The sequence below is a fragment of the Neorhizobium sp. JUb45 genome (genome assembly GCF_004343585.1).
Lineage (GTDB): Bacteria > Pseudomonadota > Alphaproteobacteria > Rhizobiales > Rhizobiaceae > Neorhizobium.
Window position 1 is genome coordinate 290,042 of the sequence record NZ_SLYW01000001.1, and the last position, 20,507, is coordinate 310,548.

Annotated in this window: 19 protein-coding genes; 14 read left to right on the forward strand and 5 right to left on the reverse strand. The window is 59.0% G+C overall.

Annotation, left to right across the window (positions count from 1 at the left end):
- The first annotated feature begins 98 nt into the window (after window positions 1-98).
- The 3 genes from EDF70_RS01275 to EDF70_RS01285 are packed head-to-tail and all read left to right on the forward strand — an operon-like array spanning window position 99 to window position 1,292.
- Window positions 99-644, forward strand: coding sequence for a glutathione peroxidase (locus tag EDF70_RS01275; protein WP_132271444.1), 546 nt, complete (start codon window positions 99-101; stop codon window positions 642-644).
- Window positions 645-693: 49 nt separating this feature from the next.
- Window positions 694-1,017 carry a type II toxin-antitoxin system RelE/ParE family toxin gene (locus EDF70_RS01280; protein WP_132271445.1) on the forward strand — a complete coding sequence of 108 codons (324 nt, stop codon included), beginning with the start codon at window positions 694-696 and terminating at the stop codon, window positions 1,015-1,017.
- Window positions 1,014-1,292, forward strand: coding sequence for a helix-turn-helix domain-containing protein (locus EDF70_RS01285; RefSeq protein WP_132271446.1), 279 nt, complete (start codon window positions 1,014-1,016; stop codon window positions 1,290-1,292). Before EDF70_RS01280 ends, EDF70_RS01285 begins: the two co-directional genes overlap by 4 nt.
- A 35-nt stretch (window positions 1,293-1,327) precedes the next feature.
- Here EDF70_RS01285 and EDF70_RS01290 read toward each other — a convergent pair whose 3' ends face one another.
- Entirely contained in the window at window positions 1,328-2,095 is a 768-nt protein-coding gene (locus tag EDF70_RS01290; protein WP_132271447.1) for a TerC family protein, read from the reverse strand.
- 117 nt (window positions 2,096-2,212) lie between these two features.
- A complete protein-coding gene (locus EDF70_RS01295) occupies window positions 2,213-2,884 on the reverse strand; it encodes a TetR/AcrR family transcriptional regulator (protein WP_132271448.1) in 672 nt (223 codons plus the stop codon).
- A 136-nt stretch (window positions 2,885-3,020) separates the two neighbouring features.
- Between EDF70_RS01295 and EDF70_RS01300 the strand changes: the two genes are divergently transcribed.
- Together EDF70_RS01300 and EDF70_RS01305 are read left to right on the forward strand one after the other, a co-directional pair.
- Window positions 3,021-4,217, forward strand: coding sequence for an HlyD family secretion protein (locus tag EDF70_RS01300; RefSeq protein ID WP_132271449.1), 1,197 nt, complete (start codon window positions 3,021-3,023; stop codon window positions 4,215-4,217).
- Window positions 4,218-4,262: 45 nt separating this feature from the next.
- Window positions 4,263-5,864, forward strand: a complete 1,602-nt coding sequence (locus EDF70_RS01305; RefSeq protein WP_132271450.1) for a DHA2 family efflux MFS transporter permease subunit — start codon at window positions 4,263-4,265, stop codon at window positions 5,862-5,864.
- 62 nt (window positions 5,865-5,926) lie between these two features.
- Here the strand turns inward: EDF70_RS01305 and EDF70_RS01310 are convergent, their stop codons facing one another.
- The gene (locus tag EDF70_RS01310) at window positions 5,927-6,799 is read right to left on the reverse strand and encodes a DUF4231 domain-containing protein (RefSeq protein WP_165931914.1); all 873 of its coding nucleotides are present in this window, start codon (window positions 6,797-6,799) and stop codon (window positions 5,927-5,929) included.
- Between the two features lie 118 nt (window positions 6,800-6,917).
- Between EDF70_RS01310 and EDF70_RS01315 the strand changes: the two genes are divergently transcribed.
- From EDF70_RS01315 to xylA, 3 genes are all read left to right on the forward strand, one after another.
- On the forward strand, window positions 6,918-7,943 hold the full coding sequence (locus tag EDF70_RS01315; RefSeq protein ID WP_132271452.1) for a LacI family DNA-binding transcriptional regulator: 1,026 nt from the start codon (window positions 6,918-6,920) through the stop codon (window positions 7,941-7,943).
- Between the two features lie 25 nt (window positions 7,944-7,968).
- Window positions 7,969-9,423, forward strand: coding sequence for a xylulokinase (gene xylB, locus EDF70_RS01320; RefSeq protein WP_132271453.1), 1,455 nt, complete (start codon window positions 7,969-7,971; stop codon window positions 9,421-9,423).
- Between the two features lie 416 nt (window positions 9,424-9,839).
- A complete protein-coding gene (gene xylA, locus EDF70_RS01325; RefSeq protein ID WP_132271454.1) occupies window positions 9,840-11,150 on the forward strand; it encodes a xylose isomerase in 1,311 nt (436 codons plus the stop codon).
- A gap of 203 nt (window positions 11,151-11,353) precedes the next feature.
- On the opposite strand, the gene EDF70_RS01330 is transcribed toward xylA, so the two are convergent.
- Complete coding sequence (locus EDF70_RS01330) at window positions 11,354-12,415, reverse strand: SDR family oxidoreductase (protein WP_132271455.1); 1,062 nt, start codon at window positions 12,413-12,415, stop codon at window positions 11,354-11,356.
- Window positions 12,416-12,524: 109 nt separating this feature from the next.
- On the opposite strand from EDF70_RS01330, the gene EDF70_RS01335 reads away from it, so the two are divergent.
- The 6 genes from EDF70_RS01335 (at window position 12,525) to EDF70_RS01360 (ending at window position 19,467) form a co-directional block, all read left to right on the forward strand.
- A complete protein-coding gene (locus tag EDF70_RS01335) occupies window positions 12,525-12,896 on the forward strand; it encodes a helix-turn-helix domain-containing protein (protein ID WP_132271456.1) in 372 nt (123 codons plus the stop codon).
- Between the two features lie 200 nt (window positions 12,897-13,096).
- Window positions 13,097-14,638, forward strand: a complete 1,542-nt coding sequence (locus EDF70_RS01340; RefSeq protein ID WP_132271457.1) for a sugar ABC transporter ATP-binding protein — start codon at window positions 13,097-13,099, stop codon at window positions 14,636-14,638.
- Between the two features lie 256 nt (window positions 14,639-14,894).
- Window positions 14,895-15,896, forward strand: a complete 1,002-nt coding sequence (locus EDF70_RS01345) for an ABC transporter permease (RefSeq protein WP_132271458.1) — start codon at window positions 14,895-14,897, stop codon at window positions 15,894-15,896.
- A gap of 81 nt (window positions 15,897-15,977) precedes the next feature.
- Window positions 15,978-16,943: a substrate-binding domain-containing protein gene (locus EDF70_RS01350; protein ID WP_132271459.1), complete on the forward strand. Its 966-nt coding sequence runs from the start codon at window positions 15,978-15,980 to the stop codon at window positions 16,941-16,943.
- Window positions 16,944-17,023: 80 nt separating this feature from the next.
- Window positions 17,024-18,076 (forward strand): sugar phosphate isomerase/epimerase, encoded by a 1,053-nt coding sequence (locus EDF70_RS01355; protein WP_132271460.1) that lies wholly within the window; start codon window positions 17,024-17,026, stop codon window positions 18,074-18,076.
- A gap of 218 nt (window positions 18,077-18,294) precedes the next feature.
- Complete coding sequence (locus tag EDF70_RS01360; protein WP_132271461.1) at window positions 18,295-19,467, forward strand: Gfo/Idh/MocA family oxidoreductase; 1,173 nt, start codon at window positions 18,295-18,297, stop codon at window positions 19,465-19,467.
- A gap of 33 nt (window positions 19,468-19,500) precedes the next feature.
- Here the strand turns inward: EDF70_RS01360 and EDF70_RS01365 are convergent, their stop codons facing one another.
- A complete protein-coding gene (locus EDF70_RS01365) occupies window positions 19,501-20,331 on the reverse strand; it encodes an HD-GYP domain-containing protein (protein WP_165931915.1) in 831 nt (276 codons plus the stop codon).
- Between the last annotated feature and the right edge of the window lie 176 nt (window positions 20,332-20,507).

A 20,507-nucleotide genomic window follows, 5' to 3' on the forward strand; every position in this document is an offset into this window, starting at 1 on the left:
CAAACAACTGCGGCGGGTTAAACGGTTTTTGCCATGCTGGACAATGGCCGGGCGCGGGATAGGATGCGTCATCCGCATCGCCGCATCAGGAGAATTTCATGACAGATATTCTGTCCATCCCCGTCACTCTGGCCGACGGGCGCCAGACTTCGCTGTCCGAATACAAGGGCAAGGTCATTCTGGTGGTCAACGTCGCTTCCAAATGCGGGCTGACCAAGCAGTATGAGGGGCTGGAAAAGCTTTATGAGGAGAAGCGTGGCGAAGGCTTCGAAATCGCGGCATTCCCGGCCAACAATTTCAAGGAGCAGGAACCGGGCACGGATGCGGAGATCGTCGAGTTCTGCCAGCTGACCTATGACGTGAAATTCCCGATCTTTTCAAAGATCTCGGTGAAGGGCCGGGACCAGCATCCGCTCTACAAGGCGCTGACCTCCGTTGAATTGCCGACCACCGGCGACGGGCCGATGAAGGAGAGATTGCGGGCTCTGGGTCTGGAATTGAAGGATGGCGGCGAGATCGTCTGGAATTTCGAAAAGTTTCTGATCGGTCGCGATGGCAGGATTGTTGCCCGTTTTGCACCGGATGTGGAGCCGCAGGACAACCGGCTTGTGTCGGCACTGGAACGGGAGCTGGCGAAGGGGTAGATTCTAGTCGGCTCTTGAAGATTTATAGCGATAACGCTATATAGCGTAAATGAGATGGATTGTCGAAATTGACAAGGCAGCTGATCCTGAGATCGAGGCTTTGCCGCCCGGTCTTCAGGCCAGATTGATCCGTCTCATCGAAGCAATCGAAAATGTTGGTCTGGATAATCTCCACGAACCGCATGTGAAGCATCTCGAAGGCAAGCTTTGGGAACTTCGTGCGAAGGCGTCGGAAGGCATTGCGCGCGGTATCTACGTGACAGTGACAGGGCGAAAAGTTCTGGTTCTGCATGTGTTTATCAAAAAAACACAGAAAACACCCATGCGCGCTTTGGAAATTGCCAGAAAACGAATGAAGGAAATAAAGCCATGACGCGGATAGCAGAACTCAAGAAGAAGCTGATGGCTAACCCGGAGTTTCGTGCGGAATATGAAAAGGCCGATGCCGAATTCAGCCTGATCGAAGCACTGGTCCGCGCGCGTAGCAACGCCAATCTCTCACAAGCGGAGCTTGCCAAGCGGATCGGCACGACCCAGTCCGCCATTGCCAGGCTTGAAGGCGGTGGAGTGTCTCCCTCGCTTTCGACATTGCGGCGTTATGCAAAGGCGACGGGATCGCGGTTGGAGATCAATCTCATCCCGCAATAGGAAAGGGCGCCTCGCGGCGCCCTTTGTATTTTGTTTTAATGCAGCGTCGTCTCACCGCTCTTTTTCTTCTTGCGGGCGTTGCGTGAGACCATGTTGAGGATCTCGACCAGCGCGGAAAAGGCCATGGCAGCGTAGATGTAGCCCTTCGGCACGTGCACGCCAAAACCTTCGGCGATCAGTGTCGCGCCGATCATCAGCAGGAAGCCCAGAGCCAGCATGACGATGGTCGGGTTCTTTTCGATGAAGTTGGCGAGCGGGTTTGCGGCCAGCAGCATGACGGTGACGGCGGCAACGACGGCGACGATCATGATCGGCAGGTGCGGCGTCATGCCGACGGCGGTGATGATGCTGTCGATCGAAAACACCAGGTCGAGAATGAGGATCTGGGTGATGGCGGCGGCGAAGGTGATCTGCACGACCTTTTCGCCAGCGCCGACCATGTCGTCCTTGTGGTCGACCGGATCGACACTGTGATGGATTTCCTTGGTCGCCTTGTAGAGCAGGAACAGGCCGCCGGCGATCAGGATCATGTCCTTCCACGAGAAGGGATGGCCGAACACTTCGAAGACCGGGTTGGTGAGCTGCACGATCCAGGCGACGGTGCCGAGCAGGCCGAGGCGCATGACGAGTGCGAGGCCGATACCGATCTTGCGGGCCTTGTCACGGTGTTCCGGCGGCAGCTTGTTGGTCAGGATCGAGATGAAGATGAGGTTGTCGATGCCAAGCACCACCTCCATGACGACAAGGGTGACGAGCGCCACCCAGGCGGTCGGATCCTGGATGAGCAGCATGATGTCTTGCATGGGGTAGTGTTCTCCTGAAACGTCGGGGCTTTATGGACAAGATATATTGTCGCCGGTTTCAGAGAAACAAGCGCACGTCTGGGGTATACGTGCGCGACATGACTATTATTCCGCAGCTCAGCTGGTTTTTTTTGTCCCATAGGCTGCCATGAAAACATGGATGGCGCCGCGGATGACGCGCTCTATCTCTTCGCGCGGCGGTGCTTCCGGCATTGTGCCGAACAGGCGGAACTTGAAAAAGCTGCCGCTGGCGAGATCGAGGAACTGACCGGAGGCCAGATCGATGTCGTCGATCTTGAGTGAACCCGCCTCGACATGCAGGGTGAGAAAATCCTGCAACACGGTGCGCAGGTTCTGCGGGCCACGGAAAAAGCGGGCACAGAGATCCGGCATCCGTTCGCGCACGCCCAGCACGGTGCGCATGGCGTTGACGATCTTTTCGTCGGTCAGATGTTCTAAAAACTTGATGCCGAACTCGGTGAGACCCGTCTCGACATTCTCGTTGCCGGCAAGAACGGTGCGCAGTGCCGCCAGAAAGGCGGCGCGCTCGCGTTCCACCATGGCAATGAAGAGATCTTCCTTGTTGGCAAAATAGACGTAGATCGTGCCCTTCGAGACGCCGGCCTCGCGGGTGATATCGTTCATGCTGGCGGCATCGAAACCTTTCTGCATGAAGACGCGTTTAGCACCGTCGACGATCTGCTCGCGTTTTGCCGGGTCCGCGCCGGCGGCAAAACGGCCTGCGGGCGAAGACGTCTCGGTAATCGGCAATGTCTTGGAACTGTCCATTTTACCTTTTTTCATCATTTCGAACCGATCGGTTCGATTGGCCCTTGATATGTGGTTTGCAAAGTTCTAAGTCAAGCCCGATTAAACCGATCGGTTCGATTGGTGCCCCGCTCTCCCTATGTAGATGGTCGATACCATGAACGCATCTCAAAATTCCGGCGCTGCACGCGCTGTCAAGCTCGAAGCCGTCGAAGACGACAAGGCCGAAGCCCGCACGGAAGCGCCGGCAAGCCCGCCGACTGCACCGACGGCTGCTGCTGCCGCGACCGCCGAACAGAAGGCCGAGCCGAAGAAAAAGAAGCGTGGCGTGGTTCTGCCCATCGTCGTGCTGGCGCTTCTCGCCGGTGGCGCGTGGTATGGTTACGAGTGGTGGACGACGGGCCGCTTCATGGTTTCGACCGATGACGCCTATATCGAAGGTGATATCGCCACCATCACGCCGAAGGTGACGGCTTTCGTCTCCAAGGTGAATGTGGTTGCCAACCAGCAGGTCAAGGCCGGCGATACGCTCGTCACGCTCGACAATGGCGATTACCAGAACGCGCTCGATCAGGCCAATGCCGCCATCGAAACGCAAAAACTGTCGCTGTCGCGCATCGATGCGCAGATTGCCGCCGGCAATGCCAGCGTCGAACAGGCGCAAGCCCAGCAGGTTGCCCTGCAGGCCGCCGTGCGCGGTGCTGAAATCACCCAGAAGCGTCAGGCGGAATTGCAGGCCAAGTCGGCCGGTACTGCCGCCGATCTCGACAGCGCCAATATCGCGCTTGATCAGGCCAAGGCGAACCTCGTCGGTGGCCAGGCCGGCATTGCCAGCGCTGAAGCCAATATCAAGATCCTCGACGCCCAGAAGCGCGAGGCCGAAGGCCAGATTCGCGGCCTTGAACTTCAGCGTGACAAGGCGGCCCGCGATCTTTCCTTCACCATCCTGAAGGCGCCGTATGACGGTGTCGTCGGCAATCGTTCGGTGCAGGAGGGCGATCTCGTTTCTTCCGGCCAGCGGCTGATGGCGCTGGTGCCGACGCGCCAGCTCTATATCGACGCCAATTTCAAGGAAACGCAGATCCAGCATCTGGAGCCGGGCTCCAAGGTGAAGGTGCATGTGGATGCCTATAGCGACGATGCGATCACCGGCACTGTGGAATCGATCGCGCCGGCTTCGGGCTCTGTGTTCTCGCTGCTGCCGCCGGAAAACGCCACGGGCAACTTTACCAAGATCATCCAGCGCGTGCCGGTGCGTATCGCCCTGCCGCAGGATGCGCTTGATAGCGGCCGTCTGCGGGCGGGCCTGAGCGTCGTCGTCGATGTCGACACGCGCACGGCACCGCAGAACTAACCCGGTTCGGATCTAACAGCCCTGATCAAGGGCGGAGGTGGTCCCATGGCTGGGAGCGCAAAGACGACTGCAGGATCGACGCCCGCGGCAGCGATGCCGGCGGATGCCCCCATGGACCGGAGAAAGCTGATCGCTTTCTTCGCCATGGTGCTCGGCATGTTCATGTCGATCCTCGATATCCAGATCGTGTCGGCATCGCTGTCTGAAATCCAGGCGGGTCTTTCGGCCGGTTCGGACGAGATCGGCTGGGTGCAGACATCCTACCTGATCGCGGAAGTGATCATGATCCCGCTGTCGGGCACCTTGGCGCGTATCGTCTCGACCCGGTATCTTTTTGCCTTCTCGGCCGCCGGTTTCACCATCGCGAGTGCGCTTTGCGCCACGGCGACCAATATCGACCAGATGATCGTCTACCGCGCCATCCAGGGCTTTATCGGCGGCGGCATGATCCCGTCCGTGTTCGCGGCGGCCTTCACCATCTTCCCGCCGTCGAAACGCGCTATCGTCTCGCCGATCATCGGCCTGATCGCAACGCTGGCACCGACCATCGGCCCGACCGTCGGCGGTTATCTGTCCCATGCCTTTTCGTGGCACTGGCTGTTTCTGGTCAACATCATTCCCGGCATTATCGTGTCGATCGTCACCTGGAATTTCATCGATTTCGACAAGCCGGAACTGTCGCTGTTCAAGAAATTCGACTGGACCGGTCTGGCCGCGATGGGCATTTTTCTCGGCGCGCTGGAATATGTGCTGGAAGAGGGCAATTCCAACGACTGGTTCAACGACCACATGATCGTCATCGGCGCGGTTGCTTCGGTTGCCGGTGCGGTCGTGTTCTTCTACCGGGCCTTCACCTCGGAATTTCCGGTGGTGGATCTGACCGCTTTTGCCAACCGCAACTTTGCCTTCGGCTCGATCTTTTCCTTCGTCATGGGCATCGGGCTTTACGGTCTGACCTATATCTATCCGGTCTATCTCGGTCGTATCCGCGGTTATGACAGCCTGATGATCGGCGAGACGATGTTCGTTTCGGGTCTGGCGATGTTCTTTACCGCGCCGATTGCGGGCAAGCTTTCGACCATCATGGATCTGCGGGCCATGATGGTGCTCGGCTTCATCAGCTTTGCGGCCGGCACCTATATCATGACCGGCATTACCGCCGACTGGGATTTCTACGAGCTGTTCATTCCGCAGATCCTGCGCGGTTTCGGGCTGATGATGTGCATGGTGCCGATCAACAATATCGCACTCGGCACGCTGTCTCCCGCCCGTATCCGCGGCGCATCCGGCCTGTTCAACCTGACGCGTAACCTCGGCGGCGCCGTTGGCCTCGCGGTCATCAGCACGCTTTTGTCCAACCGTCAAGACGTGCATTACGAACGGCTGCGCGAAAATCTCGATTGGGGCAATCAGGCCGCCGTCGATCAGCTCAACAGCATGGCCGCCAACCTCAATGCCTATGGCCTTGATGGCGCGACCGGCGCCATCAAGCAGATGGTGCAGCTGGCGACCAAACAGGCCGTGGTGATGTCGTTCAGCGACGTCTTCATGATCCTCACCGTGCTGTTTGGCCTGATGATCCTGGGTGTTGCCGCAATCGCCAAACCTGCGCCGCAGGGTGGCGGAGGCGGTGGCGGCGGCCACTGAGAATTTGTAAAAGATCCACCGCGCGTATCGGGGTCGCTGTTATAAGCAGCGGCCTCTTCCCTTTAGTGTCCTTCTGCTCTGTTTCCCGTCCCGGAAGATGAGTTTCCTTGTTGTGTAAGGTCGCGTGCCGCAGCAATATTCAGTACATTTCCGTATTGTGATTCCCACCCGTCTATTTTTGTTGATAGTTGCCTTTGTTTTTCATCATTTAAATTATTTATGCAGTCAATTTTATATATTTCTGTAGAAATGTCCCTGTGAAGTTGACCCAGGCTGGTGGATGCCTGTTTTGCTCTCGCATATTTTTCTGTTGGATTGTAAAATGCAACTACTGCTGCCAGAGCTGTTCCTATTGCCGGAAGTAATATTGCTAAAATTTGAACTGTTGCCGAAATATTACTTTCGTCTTTAAATATTTTTGATGAACTCAAGCTTATGAATGCGGTCGTTAACATTCCTATTATTATTGTTGCGAACGTTGAATATTGCATATATTTATAATTTCGATCATTTTCATTTTGAAATTCATATCTTTTTTGAACTATCTCCGCAGACATGAATGATATTCTTCTTTCGCTTGTGTTTAGATCTATTATAGCATATGAAATATTAATTTCTTCATTTCTTATGGATGGTCTGAGTATGCGCTTGTCGCTCTCTTCCAATTGCTTTTCGTTAGTAATTTTTCTGCAAGTTAATATGCGGGCAACCGCTTTCTCATGATTCATAACTCCAGAGTCTGCATCGGATGGCCCTCTGTATCGGGTGTATGACAACCCTAGTGATCTAAGAGCGTCTTCCGCCAACCTACTTCCTAATTGTTCTGGAATAAGAATGGACAGCGTCCATGTAATGATGGCAGCAGTGATTATGAGCGTAATTAATACACTCGCAAAGCTGATCACTGTGATTATGATTCTTGATGCAATCTTCATCGTATTCACCGCGACATTACTTAATTCTTCCATAAGTTGTATTCCAAGGCAAGAGTTATCAAAAATCTGATTTACGTACCTCAGCTTTTTCGCTACCACACGCAGCGGAGGAGTGCGCATGAAGCCGACGGTCCATGACATCGCCAGAAGTGCCGGCGTCAGCCTTGCCACCGTCGATCGCGTGCTGAATGCGCGGCCAGGTGTGCGTGAAGGCACGCGGGTGCGGGTGGAAGAGGCCATTGCCGCCCTCGGTTATGTGCGTGATGTCGCCGCCGCCAATCTTGCCAAAAGCCGCGTTTATCCCTTCGTTTTCATTCTGCCGGTCAACGAAAACCCGTTCATGCTCGGCCTGCGCCGCGAGGTGGAAGCGGCCATCGGGCGTTCCAGCACTGAGCGCACGCGGATCGAGGTGATCGATGTGCCGGCGCTGGAAAGTACGGCACTTGTTGCGGCGCTGGACAAGGTGGCGGGCGGTGATGCTGCCGGTGTCGCCTTTGTCGCCGTCGATGCGCCCGACGTGCGTGACGCCGCTGCCCGCGTGGCCGCCGCCGGCATTCCGATGGTGACGCTGGTCTCCGATCTGGGCCAGTCGCTGCGCGATCATTATGCCGGTATCGACAATATCGCCGCCGGACGCACCGCCGCCACGCTGATGGGCCGTTTTCTTGGGCAACGGCAGGGCAGGATCGTGCCACTTGCCGGCTCGCTGATGGTGCGCGACCACCGCGAACGTCTCGATGGCTTTTCCGAAGTGATGGCCCAGAATTTTTCGCACCTCACGCTGCTGCCGGCCGTCGAGGGCCGCGATGATCCGGCTCTGGTGGAAAGGCTGATCGGTGAGACCCTGCGCCAGCATCCCGACATTTGTGGCATCTACAGTCTCGGTGCCGGTAATCGTGGTCTGCTGCCGGTTCTGGAACAGCGGCCGCTTTCGCCCGCTCCGGTCGTCATCCTGCATGAATTGACGGAGGCCAGCAGCGCCGCGCTGGTCAATGGCACGATCGATGCCGTGCTCAATCAGGATGCCGGACACGAGGTGCGCAGCGCCATCCGCGTCTTGAAGGCAAAGGCCGACGGCCTACCTGTGATCGCTGCGCAGGAACGTATTCGCATAGACATTTTCTTGAAGGACAACCTGCCCTGAAGGCGGCGGGAGGAAAGGAAACAGCATGTATCTCGGTCTCGATCTCGGCACGTCCGGCGTCAAGGCGCTGCTTATCGACGGCGATCAGAAGATCATCGGTTCGGCCAATGGTTCGCTCGATGTCTCGCGCCCACATCCCGGCTGGTCGGAGCAGGATCCGCAGCATTGGGTGCGCGCGACGAAGGAAGCGGTTGCCGGGCTGAAGCAGAAGTTCCCCAAGGAGCTGGCGGCCGTGAAAGGCATCGGCCTTTCCGGCCAGATGCATGGTGCGACGCTGCTCGATGCCGATGACAAGGTTTTGCGCCCCTGCATCCTGTGGAACGACACGCGTTCGCACAAGGAAGCAGCTGCGCTCGACGCCAACCCGATTTTTCGAAAACTCACCGGAAATATCGTTTTTCCGGGCTTCACCGCGCCAAAACTGGCATGGGTGAAGAACAACGAGCCGGAGATTTTTGCCAAGGTCGCCAAGGTGCTTTTGCCAAAAGACTATTTGCGTCTTTGGCTGACGGGTGAGCACATTTCCGAAATGTCCGACTCTGCCGGCACGTCGTGGCTTGATACGGGTGCGCGAAAATGGTCGGCGGAGCTTTTGGCTGCGACCGATCTTTCCGAACAGCAGATGCCGTCGCTGGTGGAAGGCACGGATCAGGCCGGCAAGCTGCGCGGCGAACTGCTGTCCGAATGGGGCATGGCGGACGGTGTCGTCGTTGCCGGCGGGGCAGGGGACAATGCTGCCTCGGCGATCGGCATGGGCACGGTTTCGCATGGCAGCGCTTTCGTATCGCTCGGTACGTCGGGCGTGCTGTTTGCCGCCACCGACAGCTACCTGCCCAAGCCGGAAAGTGCCGTGCATGCCTTCTGCCACGCGCTGCCAAAGACGTGGCACCAGATGGGCGTCATCCTCTCGGCCACCGATGCGCTGAACTGGCATTCGAAGGTGAGCGGCAAGCCCGCCGCCGATCTGGTGGCGGAACTGGGCGATGAGCTGAAGGCACCGTCGGGCGTCACCTTCCTGCCCTATCTTTCCGGCGAGCGTACGCCGCACAATGATGCGGTCATTCGCGGTGCCTTCCTCGGGCTGGAGCATGAGTCGAGCCGGGTGGTGCTGACGCAGGCCGTGCTGGAAGGCGTGACCTTTGCCATCCGTGATAATCTCGAAGCGCTGAAATCGGCCGGTACGCAGATCGACCGCGTTACCGCCATCGGCGGCGGTTCGCGCTCGCGTTACTGGCTTGCTTCCATTGCAACCTCGCTCGGCGTGCCGGTGGATATCCCGGCCGATGGCGATTTCGGTGCCGCCTTCGGTGCTGCGCGTCTGGGGCTGATCGCGGCCACGGGTGCCGATCCGCTTGCCGTCTGCACCGCACCGAAGACGGAAACCACGATCGATCCGGTTGCTGGTCTGTCGGAAGCGTACGAGGCGGCTTATGGCCGGTATCGTGCGGCCTATCCGGCCATCCGCGCGTTGGCGGGGTGATTTTTCGGGAGGAGTGATCCTCGGGGTTGGCGGGAGGATGTGGAATGCAAAGGGTGCGTCTAGCCGATCTCCCCCCTTGAGGGGGAGATGTCGGGCAGGACAGAGGGGGGTGTTTCTGGCGCCAATGCCGCTTTCGAAACATTCGCCGCGCCGTTGCTCACCCCCCTCTGTCACCTTTGGTGACATCTCCCCCTCAAGGAGGGAGATTGTTGGGAGCAAGAGGCATCGCCCAACTGATACTAGCCTGCTTTCGGCGGCGAGTGCGCAACAGCCCGCCACCACCACTTTCAAAACCGAAGATCGCTGCCCTGCGGCGATTTTTACCTTGCAATGAGGTACGTACGTCATATTCTGATTTACGTACCTCAGGTCAATGCAGAAACCATCACAATCATCTTTTCAGGGAGGAGACCCATATGAAGACCGGCTTTTTCGGAGATATCCAGAAAATCAAATATGAAGGCCCGGACAGCACCAATCCGCTGGCTTACCGTTTCTATAACCCCGACGAGATCGTTGCCGGCAAGCGGCTGGAGGATCATCTTCGTTTTGCCGTCGCCTATTGGCATTCGTTTGCCTGGGAAGGCGGCGACCCGTTTGGCGGCCGCACGTTCGATCGTCCCTGGTATGACGGCGAGATGGAAAAGGCCAAGCTGAAGGCCGATGTCGCCTTCGAAATGTTCTCGCTGCTCGGCGCACCCTATTATTGCTTCCACGACGCCGACGTGCGCCCGGAAGGCAAGACGTTTGCCGAGAACACCAGAAACCTCGAAGAGATCGTCGATTATTTTGCGCAGAAGCAGGACGAAAGCGGCGTCAAGCTGCTCTGGGGCACGGCGAACCTGTTTTCCAACCGCCGTTTCATGTCGGGTGCTTCCACCAATCCGGATCCGGATGTGTTTGCTTATTCGGCCGCCACCATCAAGACCTGCATGGACGCGACGAAAAAGCTCGGCGGCGAGAATTATGTGCTCTGGGGTGGTCGCGAAGGCTACGAGACGCTGCTCAATACCGACCTTTCCCGTGAGTTCGACCAGATGGCGCGCATGCTGCACATGGTTGTCGATTACAAGCACAAGATCGGCTTCAAGGGTGCGATCCTTGTCGAACCGAAACCGCAGGAGCCGACCAAGCACCAGTATGACTACGACGTCGCCACGGTATACGGGTTCCTCAAGAAATACGGCCTCGAAAACGAGGTGAAGATGAACATCGAGCAGGGCCACGCCATTCTGGCCGGCCATACGTTCGAGCATGAACTGGCACTGGCCAATGCGCATGGCATCTTTGGTTCGATCGACATGAACCGCAACGATTACCAGTCCGGCTGGGATACCGACCAGTTCCCCAACAACGTGCCGGAAATGGCGCTGGCCTATTATCAGGTGCTCTTGGCGGGCGGTTTTACCACCGGCGGCACCAATTTCGACAGCAAGCTGCGCCGCCAGTCGATCGATCCGGCAGACCTGCTGATCGGCCATATCGGCGGCATGGATTCATGCGCTCGCGGCCTGAAGGCGGCGGCAAAAATGCTGGAGGATGGCGCGCTGTCGAAGCCGCTTGCCGAGCGTTATGCCAAGTGGGACAGCCCGGAAGCACAAAAATTGCTGCGCGGCGATTACACGCTGGAAGAGATCACCGCCAGGGTGGAGCGTGAAAACATCAATCCTGAGCCGAAATCCGGCCGTCAGGAATTTCTAGAAAATGTCGTCAACCGTTACGTTTGACGATGACAGGCTTTGCCTGAAACGGATTTACGGGCAGAAACGATCTCCGTTTCTGCCCGTAAACCTATGAAGTCTTTCATGCAGGTGACCCGCGCCAGAAGCCCGACGCCTCCTTTGAGGGGGTCCGCCGCGCCAGGCTCATGGCTGCGATTTCAGTCAAATGCAATTTATATTAGAAATACCTAAATCGTCAACGTGAACTTTCAGGGAATGAGCCTGTCGGCGCGCAACTGCTCGAACAGGGCGAAGAAGGCGTCGTCGGTCGGCTGGTATTCCAGAAAGCCGAGACGGCGGCTTTTCGACATGTCGGTGACCACTTCGATCGGCCGGCCGAGATCGGCGTCGGTGTGCCATGGCGATGCCAGACGGTGAATGTCGGGCTCGGCAAGGTTGTGGCGGGCGGCGATGTCACGCCAGATTTCCGCGTCATCGGCCATCTGCGTTTCGAGCGGTTGCGCACTGCCATCGAACTCGGCCGGGGTGATGCCGAACCATTCGGCGATGCGGTTCCACATCCACTTCCAGCGAAAGATATCACCGTTGACGACGTTGAAATCCTGATTGGCGGCGGCGGGTGTGGTGGCGGCCCATAGAAGATGGCGGCCGAGCAGGGTGGCATCGGTCATGTCGGTCAGGCCGTTCCACTGCATGTCGGCGCCGGGGAAACGGAAGGGGCGGCCGGTTTCCTTGCAGATCGTCGCATAGACCGCCAGCGTCGTGCCCATGTTCATGGCATTGCCGACCGCCTTGCCGATGATGGTGTGCGGGCGATGGATGCTCCAGGCAAAGCCATCACGCTTGGCTGCCGCAAACACTTCGTCTTCCTGGGCGTAATAGAAATTGTCGACATCGATGCGGCCCTGTTCCTCGCGGAACGGCGTTTGCGGCAGCGAGCCTTTGCCATAGGCCTCGAACGGGCCGAGATAGTGTTTCAGTCCGGTGACAAGCGCGACATGACGCACCGAAGCGGCGGGCGACAGCGCGTCGAGCAGGTTGCGGACCATGGCGGAATTGACGCGGATGTTTTCGGTTTCCGTCGGCTGCCTCAGCCAGCTGGAAATGAATACCGTCGATGGGGTAATGCCTGACAGCGCCGTGGCCAGCGATGCCGGATCGAGAAGGTCGGCTGCCACCGGTGTGACGCCTTGCTTCTGCGTCGGCTTGCGGGCCAGGCCAAAGATCTGCCAGCCGTCTTCGGCCAGAACCTTTGCGGTTGCGCTGCCGACAATGCCGCTGGCGCCGACGATCAATGCTGTCTTGCTCATGCTTGTATCCTTTCGTTGTCGGCTTCATCTAGTCTTTTGGCCGCCACCATGCCAGAAGGCACCCTTTGGGGACATAGACACCCTGACGTAACCACTCTGGAGAGGCCCGATGCAGCCCGGTTCGCCCGATCATGAATGGCGCGAGGATTGCGCGCCGCGCCGCGTGCTGGAGATCTTTTCCAGCAAATGGACAAGCATGATCCTGCATGTGCTGCACACGCGGCTGAATGGCTGCGCCCGTACCGGCGTGCTGTTGCGCAGTCTGCCGGGCATTTCCAAGAAGATGCTGACCCAGACCCTGCGTGACATGGAGGCGGCCGGCCTCGTGACCCGGCATGTGCATGGCACCGTGCCGCCTGCCGTCGATTACACGCTGACGCCGCTCGGAACACGCTTCGTCGAGCCTGTCGAACTGCTCTATGGCTGGGGCCGTGACAACGCCGACGCACTCGATGCGCTGATCGCAAAGAACCGCGGCTGACTTGCGACAACCGGGCGGTTGTCACAACAAAGTCAGCGATCGGCTATTTCAGCAAATCTTGCTTTACGTACCTCATAATCTTGGCTAGCCTCCCGATCAGGAGGACTATCAATGCATTCGACCGCTTGCGAGGAGGCTGGCGTTCGATGTGCGTTTCCATTCGAACGCGTATCGACGCACTTTAAATGCGTGGCCGGACCATGAGCGTTACTGCGCCCGTGGCTTCGACCGTTCATACAGTTCCGCTGCTTGAGGGCGCGGGGCTTTCCAAGACTTTTGGCATTGTCGAGGTTCTGAAGGACATCGACCTGACGGTGCGCGCCGGCGAAGTGCATGCCATTATCGGCGAAAACGGTGCCGGCAAATCCACCCTGATGAAGATCCTCGCCGGCAACCATCAGCCGACCCGTGGCGAGCTTCGCATCAATGGCGCGCCGGTCAGTTTTTCCGGGCCGGTGGATGCTGAAAACCATGGCATCGTGCTGGTGCATCAGGAAATCCTGCTGGCGCCGGATCTCACCGTTGCCCAGAACATCTATCTCGGCCGCGAACTCGGCAAGGGTCTGGCGCTCGATGACCGGGTGATGAACGAGGGTGCGACAAAAGCGATCCGCGAGCTCGGCGGTGATCTCGATCCCAACGCCATCGTCTCGCGCCTTTCCATCGCCCAGCGGCAGCTGGTGCAGATCGCGCGCGTGTTGCTGGTGCCGCACCGTATCGTCATCTTCGACGAACCGACCGCGTCATTGACACCACACGAGACCGAGGCGCTCTTGAAAGTCATCCGCGATATCCGCGCCAAGGGTGTCGGCGTGCTCTACATCTCGCACCGCCTGCCGGAGGTGAAGGAAATTGCTGACCGCGTCACCGTGTTGCGCGATGGTCGTCTGGTGGCCTCGCACGAGACCTCCGAGCTTCAACCGGCCGATATGGCGCGGTTGATGGTGGGGCGCGATGTGGCAAAACTTTATCCCGACCGTCATGCGGCAGAGGCACGCGAAACCGTGCTGAATGTCGAAAATTTTGACGTGCCGGGTTATGCGCAGGGTGCTTCCTTCACGCTGCGCAAAGGCGAAATCCTCGGTTTTGCCGGGTTGATCGGCGCCGGCCGTACCGAGCTGATGGAAGGTCTGGTGGGTCTGCGTCCGGGCAAGGGCAAGGTGACGTTGCGCGGTCATCCGGTGGCTTTCACCGATGTCCATTCCAGCCTGAAAGCCGGCGTCGCCTATCTCTCGGAAGACCGCAAGGGCAAGGGCCTGCTGCTGACAAAAGACCTGCGCACCAACCTGACGCTGGCCTCGCTTTCAAAATTCATTCGCGGGTTTCAGATCGACCGCAAACGCGAAGCGCAAGCGCTCGACACGGCGATCGAGGATTTCGATATCCGCACCGGCAACAAGGATATCCTTGCCGGCCAGCTTTCCGGTGGCAACCAGCAGAAACTGCTGCTGGCCAAGATGATGCTGCTCGATCCGCAGGTCGTCATCATCGACGAGCCGACACGCGGCATCGATATCGGCAACAAGGAACAGATCTATAAATTCATCGCCGCTCTGGCCGAAGAGGGGCGGTCGATCATCGTCGTTTCCTCCGAAATGCCAGAGCTGATCGGCATCTGCGACCGCATCCATGTGATGCGGGCGGGGCGGATCGTCGGCGAGGTGGAGGGGGAGCACATGACGGAAAACGAGATCGTGCAGCTGGCGACGGGTGTGAATGCGGGTGCGGGGGAGGCGGCGTGAGGAAAGATCCTTCTCCAACCTCTCGCCCAAAGAGCAGTGTCCGCGCCCGCGGGGTGGTGACAGTGCCACAACCCTCTTCTCCCCATCGGGGAGAAGTGCCGGAGCGCCAGCGAGGCGATGAGGGGGCCAGATGGCATGGCGCTCATCGTTGCGTCGCCCCCCTCATCCGACCCTTCGGGCCACCTTCTCCCCGCGGGGGAGAAGATAGTTGGAGTGACTCGCAACCGCTCACGATCTTCCCAACGAGGGTGGCAGCATGAGCACAGTCGCAACAGACACGACCAAGGCTCCCAAAACCTCAAAAGACTGGGACATGGCGGCCATCGCGCCCTTCGTGGCGCTGGCGCTGCTGCTGGTGCTGGGCTATTTCGCCAATCCGAATTTCGTTTCGCTCGCCAATCTCACCAATGTCATCACCCGCAGCGCCTTCATCGCCATCATCGCGCTGGGGGCCACTTACGTGATCTCGTCGGGCGGGCTCGATTTATCGGTCGGCGCGATGGTGGCCTTTGTCGCCAGCCTGATGATCCTGTTCATGAATTCCGGCGCGGTCGCCGATCCGATGCTGATGCTGATCGCGGCTATGATGCTGGCGCTGATCCTCGGGGCGGCCTGTGGGCTGACCAACGGACTGATCACCACGGTCGGCAAGATTGAACCGTTTATCGCCACGCTCGGCATGATGGGCATCTATCGCGGCCTGACGACATGGCTGTCCCAGGGCGGCTCGATCACGGTGCGCGACCGTGAATTGCAGCAGCTTTATCGCCCGGTCTATTTTGGCGATGTGTTTGGCGTGCCGATCCCGATCATCGTGATTTTCGTCACCGCCGCGATTGCCGCCTTCGTGCTCTACCGCACGCGGTATGGCCGGCACGTGATTGCCGTCGGATCGAATGAGGAAGTGGCGCGCTATTCCGGCATTTCGGTGAAGAAGGTGCGCACCATTGCCTATGTCATTCAGGGGCTCTGCGTCGCCGTTGCCGTGATCATCTATGTGCCGCGTCTGGGATCGACCTCGGCCACCACCGGCATTCTCTGGGAACTGCAGGCGATCACCGCCGTCGTGGTCGGTGGCACGGCGCTTCGGGGTGGCGTCGGGCGTATCTGGGGCACGATCTGTGGCGCCTTCATTCTGGAAATCGTCGGCAACATCATGCTGCTGTCCAATTTTGTCAGCGAATATCTGATCGGCGCGATCCAAGGGGCGATCATCATCATCGCCATGCTGGTGCAGCGCACGCTGATGCGGAAATAGGAGAGTTCTTAAGAATACGCCGGGCCATCTGGGGCGGGTCCGGTCGGGAGGAGAGACCCCGTTTTTCTTGGGAGAGAGAACATGCGTAGAAGAACTTTTGGGATAACCGCGGCAGCACTTGCCGCATCGGTGGTGATGGCGCCGACGCTCGGCTGGGCGCAGGAGGCGAAAAAGGTAACGATCGGCGTGTCCATTCCGGCCGCCGACCATGGCTGGACGGCCGGCGTGGTCTTCCATGCCGAACGTGTCGCGAAACTTCTCATGGCCGAACACAAGGGCCTCAATGTCATCGTGAAAACCTCGGCCGATCCCGCCAGCCAGGCCAATGCCGTGCAGGATCTGGCGGTGCAGGGCATCGATGCGCTCGTCATCCTGCCGACCGATCCGGATCAGCTCGTGTCGGCCATCCAGCAGGTCAAGGACGACGGAAAATTCGTGGCGCTGGTCGACCGCGCACCTTCCGTCAACGACAACACGATCCGCGATCTCTACGTGGCCGGCAACAACCCGGCGCTCGGCGAAGTCGCCGGCCAGTATATCTCCAAGACGACGCCGGAAGCCGAGGTCGTCATCATTCGTGGCCTGCCGATCCCGATCGATCAGCAGCGTCAGGATGGTTTCGACAAGGGGATTGCCGGCTCGAAGGTGAAGGTGCTGGATCGCCAGTACGGCAACTGGAGCCGCGATGACGCATTCCGCGTGATGCAGGATTATCTCACCAAATATCCGAAGATCGACGTGGTCTGGTGCCAGGATGACGACATGGCTGTCGGCGTGCTGGAAGCCATCCAACAGGCCAAGCGCACCGACATCAAATATGTCGTCGGCGGCGCCGGTTCCAAGGACATGATCAAGCGCGTGGCCGACGGCGACAAGATGGTGCCGGTCGACGTGCTCTACCCACCGGCCATGGTGGCGACCGCCATGCAGCTCACCGCCGGCGGTTTTTACGATCAGGTACCGGTCAGCGGCAATTACATTCTCGATGCCACGCTGGTGACCAAGGACAACGCCAAGGACTTCTATTTCCCTGACTCGCCGTTCTGACCGGCTTTTTCCGGGCGCGTCTGGTTGTCGACCTGCGCGCCCGTTCCATGTTCTGAATTGTATAAGCGGAGGTATTTTTCATGAAGACGATCAAGGGCCCCGGCATCTTTCTCGGGCAGTTTGCAGGCGACGCGGCACCGTTCGACAGCTGGGACGGCATCACAAAATGGGCGGCGGACAAGGGCTATCTCGGCGTGCAGGTGCCCACATGGGCGACCCAGCTGATCGACCTGAAAAAGGCCTCGACCTCCAAGGATTATTGCGACGAACTGGCCGGTGTGGCGCGGAGTAACGGCGTCGAGATCACCGAGCTTTCCACGCATCTGCAAGGCCAGTTGGTGGCCGTGCATCCGGCCTATGACGAAGTATTCGACGGTTTTGCCGCACCGGAAGTGCGCGGCAATCCGAAGGCGCGGCAGGAATGGGCGGTCGAACAGGTCAAGATGGCGATCACCGCGTCACGCCATCTCGGGATCAAGGCGCATGCGACCTTTTCCGGGGCGCTGGTCTGGCCGTATCTCTATCCGTTCCCGCAGCGCCCTGCAGGCCTCGTGGAAACCGCATTCGATGAACTGGCGAAACGCTGGACGCCGATCCTCAACCATGCCGACGAAAACGATGTCGACGTGTGCTACGAGATCCATCCCAGCGAAGACCTGCACGACGGCATCACCTTTGAGATGTTTCTGGAGCGCGTGAAAAACCACCGCCGCGCCAACATGCTCTACGATCCGTCGCATTACGTGCTGCAATGCCTCGATTATCTCGACAATATCGACATCTACAAGGACCGGATCAAGATGTTCCACGTCAAGGACGCGGAATTCAATCCGACCGGGCGTCAGGGCGTGTATGGCGGTTTCCAGAACTGGGTGAACCGTGCCGGCCGTTTCCGTTCGCCGGGTGATGGTCAGGTCGATTTCGGTTCGATCTTCTCGAAAATGGCGGCCAACGACTTTGACGGCTGGGCTGTGGTCGAATGGGAATGCGCGTTGAAACATCCGGAGGACGGGGCGCGCGAAGGTGCCGAATTCGTCAAGGCGCATATCATCCGCGTCACCGAACACGCCTTCGACGACTTTGCCGCCGGCGGTACCGACGAGGCGGCCAACAGGCGGATGCTGGGGCTCTAGCAAGACCCCTCCCAACCAACCAGGGTCGAGACACGTGTCTCGTCCCGTCCTTACGGACCCCCACAAGGGGGAGGGCTTAACCCAGCCGATCCGCTTTGGCTCAATTGGGGCAGGCGAGTTGCTGCGAGTTTTCTCCCCCCTTGTGGTGGGGTCCGCAGGACGCCGGCAGGCCAGAGGGGGACTTTGGCGCAAAGCGCAAATATTCAAGGGAGATTTTAATGGCAATCGAAGGCAAACAGGAAGCGGCACGGCAGCCGCGCATCCGGCTCGGCATGGTCGGTGGCGGTTCGGGCGCCTTTATCGGCGCGGTACATCGCATGGCGGCACGGCTGGATGACCGGTTCGACCTGATCGCAGGCGCCCTGTCGTCGACCCCGGAAAAAGCGGCGGCATCCGGTCGCGAACTGGGGCTGGATGCGGCGCGTACATACGGCTCCTACAAGGACATGGCGATCCGCGAGGCGCGGCTGAAGGATGGTATCGAGGCAGTGTCGATCGTCACGCCCAACCACGTGCATTACGAGGCGGCGCGCGAGTTCCTGAAGCGCGGCATCCATGTCATCTGCGACAAGCCGCTGACCTCCAATCTGGCCGATGCGAAGAAGCTGAAGAAGCTGGCTGATGAGAGCGATGCGCTGTTCATCCTCACCCACAATTACACCGGTTATCCGATGGTGCGCCAGGCCCGCGAAATGATTGCCAATGGCGATCTCGGCAAGCTGCGTGTGGTGAATGTGGAATATGCGCAGGACTGGCTGACGGAAGCCGCCGAACAGACCGGCGCAAAACAGGCGGTGTGGCGCACCGATCCGGCGCAATCGGGTGCGGGCGGTTCGACAGGCGATATCGGCACGCATGCCTATAATCTCGCCTCTTTCGTCACCGGCCTGACGCTGGAAAGCCTCGCCGCCGATCTCGACAGCTTTGTGCCGGGGCGGAGACTGGACGACAATGCGCATGTGATGCTGCGGTTTGCAGAGGGCGCCAAGGGCATGTTGTGGTGCAGCCAGGTGGCGCCGGGTAACGAGAATGGCCTGAAGCTGCGGGTCTATGGTGAAAAGGGCGGGCTGGAATGGTCGCAGGAAAACCCGAACCTGCTCTGGTACACGCCGTTTGGTGAGCCGAAACGGCTGATCACCCGCAATGGTGCCGGTGCAGGGGCGGCCGCCAACCGCGTGTCGCGCATTCCCGGTGGCCACCCGGAGGGCTATCTCGAAGCGTTTGCGACGATCTATTCCGAAGCAGCCCTTGCTATTCACGCCAAGAAGAATGGCACCAAGCTGGACAAGGCGGTGATCTATCCCACCGTCGATGACGGCGTGAAGGGCGTCGCCTTCGTCGAGGCCTGTGTGGCGTCTTCGAAAAAGAATGGCGCCTGGGTCAAGCTGTGATCTGAAACCCGATGGCTGGGTGATCGATGGTCCTTAACGGAACATCGAGCCCAGCCGCAGGATCAGTTTGCGGTCGAACATGTGTGGCTGGTCGTACATCCAGGTCAGGGCGTCGGCCGTAGTCCATGCCTTCTTGTAGGGGCGCACGCTGGTCAGCGCGTCAAACACGTCGCAAACGGTGCAGATGCGTACGACCTGGATGATCTGATCATCCTTGAGGCCGAGCGGATAACCGCTGCCGTCGAGCGCTTCATGGTGCAGGCGGCAGACGTCGAGGATCAGGTCGGAAACGCCGCCGAGATCCTTCATGTGGCGATAGCCGATTTCCGGATGGCTGCGGATCATCCGCCATTCGACAGCGTTCAGCTTGCCGGGTTTGTTCAGGATGGCGTTGGGGATAAGAAGCTTGCCGATGTCGTGAAGAATGCCGGCGCGGCCGATCTCGTCGACCATCTCGTCGTCCATCTCCAGCAGCACGGCCATCTGCGCCATCAGGCCGGCCACGACGACCGAATGCAGGTAGGTGGCCTTGTGCTTGGCCTTGAGGCGGGTCATTTCCACGAAAAGTTCCGGGGCGCTTTCGACGCCGCGACGGGCGGCAATGGCCGCTTCGGTGATATGCGCCATGTCGATATTGCCATCGACCATGGCTTCGAGACCCTGCCGCATGGCGTCCATGGCGCCTTCGAGTGCAGCGCTTGTTTCCAGCCGCAGGGGTTCGCTCAAGGGGGCGGGTTTGAAGTAACCGGCGGGCGCGCGCTCCAGAAGTGCTGCGACATCCACCCGGCTTTTCTGCTGGCTGACAAGCACGTCAACCGCCGACGACAGCAGGATGGATTTCAGATCTTCCTCGGATTCCAGCATGAACCGCCGCCGTGGAAATTCGGCACTCGGGCACTCCACGGCCTCAATATAAAGGCCGGCCTGAACAAGATTTTTGGGGAAACGAAGTATCACGACAATCATTCCTCGAATTACGAGGTGATTTGGCAGTCAAGACTATAAATAAATTACTTAAATAGGCGGTCACATTTTTACGT

Coding starts and splice junctions, on each gene's coding strand:
- EDF70_RS01340 (WP_132271457.1), top strand. CDS start 13,097: ATGAGCGTTACTGCGCCCGTGGCTTCGACCGTTCATACAGTTCCGCTG.
- EDF70_RS01345 (WP_132271458.1), top strand. CDS start 14,895: ATGAGCACAGTCGCAACAGACACGACCAAGGCTCCCAAAACCTCAAAA.
- xylB (WP_132271453.1), top strand. CDS start 7,969: ATGTATCTCGGTCTCGATCTCGGCACGTCCGGCGTCAAGGCGCTGCTT.
- EDF70_RS01360 (WP_132271461.1), top strand. CDS start 18,295: ATGGCAATCGAAGGCAAACAGGAAGCGGCACGGCAGCCGCGCATCCGG.
- EDF70_RS01290 (WP_132271447.1), bottom strand. CDS start 2,095: ATGCAAGACATCATGCTGCTCATCCAGGATCCGACCGCCTGGGTGGCG.
- EDF70_RS01305 (WP_132271450.1), top strand. CDS start 4,263: ATGGCTGGGAGCGCAAAGACGACTGCAGGATCGACGCCCGCGGCAGCG.
- EDF70_RS01335 (WP_132271456.1), top strand. CDS start 12,525: ATGCAGCCCGGTTCGCCCGATCATGAATGGCGCGAGGATTGCGCGCCG.
- EDF70_RS01315 (WP_132271452.1), top strand. CDS start 6,918: ATGAAGCCGACGGTCCATGACATCGCCAGAAGTGCCGGCGTCAGCCTT.
- EDF70_RS01330 (WP_132271455.1), bottom strand. CDS start 12,415: ATGAGCAAGACAGCATTGATCGTCGGCGCCAGCGGCATTGTCGGCAGC.
- EDF70_RS01365 (WP_165931915.1), bottom strand. CDS start 20,331: ATGCTGGAATCCGAGGAAGATCTGAAATCCATCCTGCTGTCGTCGGCG.
- EDF70_RS01275 (WP_132271444.1), top strand. CDS start 99: ATGACAGATATTCTGTCCATCCCCGTCACTCTGGCCGACGGGCGCCAG.
- EDF70_RS01310 (WP_165931914.1), bottom strand. CDS start 6,799: ATGAAGATTGCATCAAGAATCATAATCACAGTGATCAGCTTTGCGAGT.
- EDF70_RS01350 (WP_132271459.1), top strand. CDS start 15,978: ATGCGTAGAAGAACTTTTGGGATAACCGCGGCAGCACTTGCCGCATCG.
- EDF70_RS01355 (WP_132271460.1), top strand. CDS start 17,024: ATGAAGACGATCAAGGGCCCCGGCATCTTTCTCGGGCAGTTTGCAGGC.
- EDF70_RS01285 (WP_132271446.1), top strand. CDS start 1,014: ATGACGCGGATAGCAGAACTCAAGAAGAAGCTGATGGCTAACCCGGAG.
- xylA (WP_132271454.1), top strand. CDS start 9,840: ATGAAGACCGGCTTTTTCGGAGATATCCAGAAAATCAAATATGAAGGC.
- EDF70_RS01300 (WP_132271449.1), top strand. CDS start 3,021: ATGAACGCATCTCAAAATTCCGGCGCTGCACGCGCTGTCAAGCTCGAA.
- EDF70_RS01280 (WP_132271445.1), top strand. CDS start 694: ATGAGATGGATTGTCGAAATTGACAAGGCAGCTGATCCTGAGATCGAG.
- EDF70_RS01295 (WP_132271448.1), bottom strand. CDS start 2,884: ATGGACAGTTCCAAGACATTGCCGATTACCGAGACGTCTTCGCCCGCA.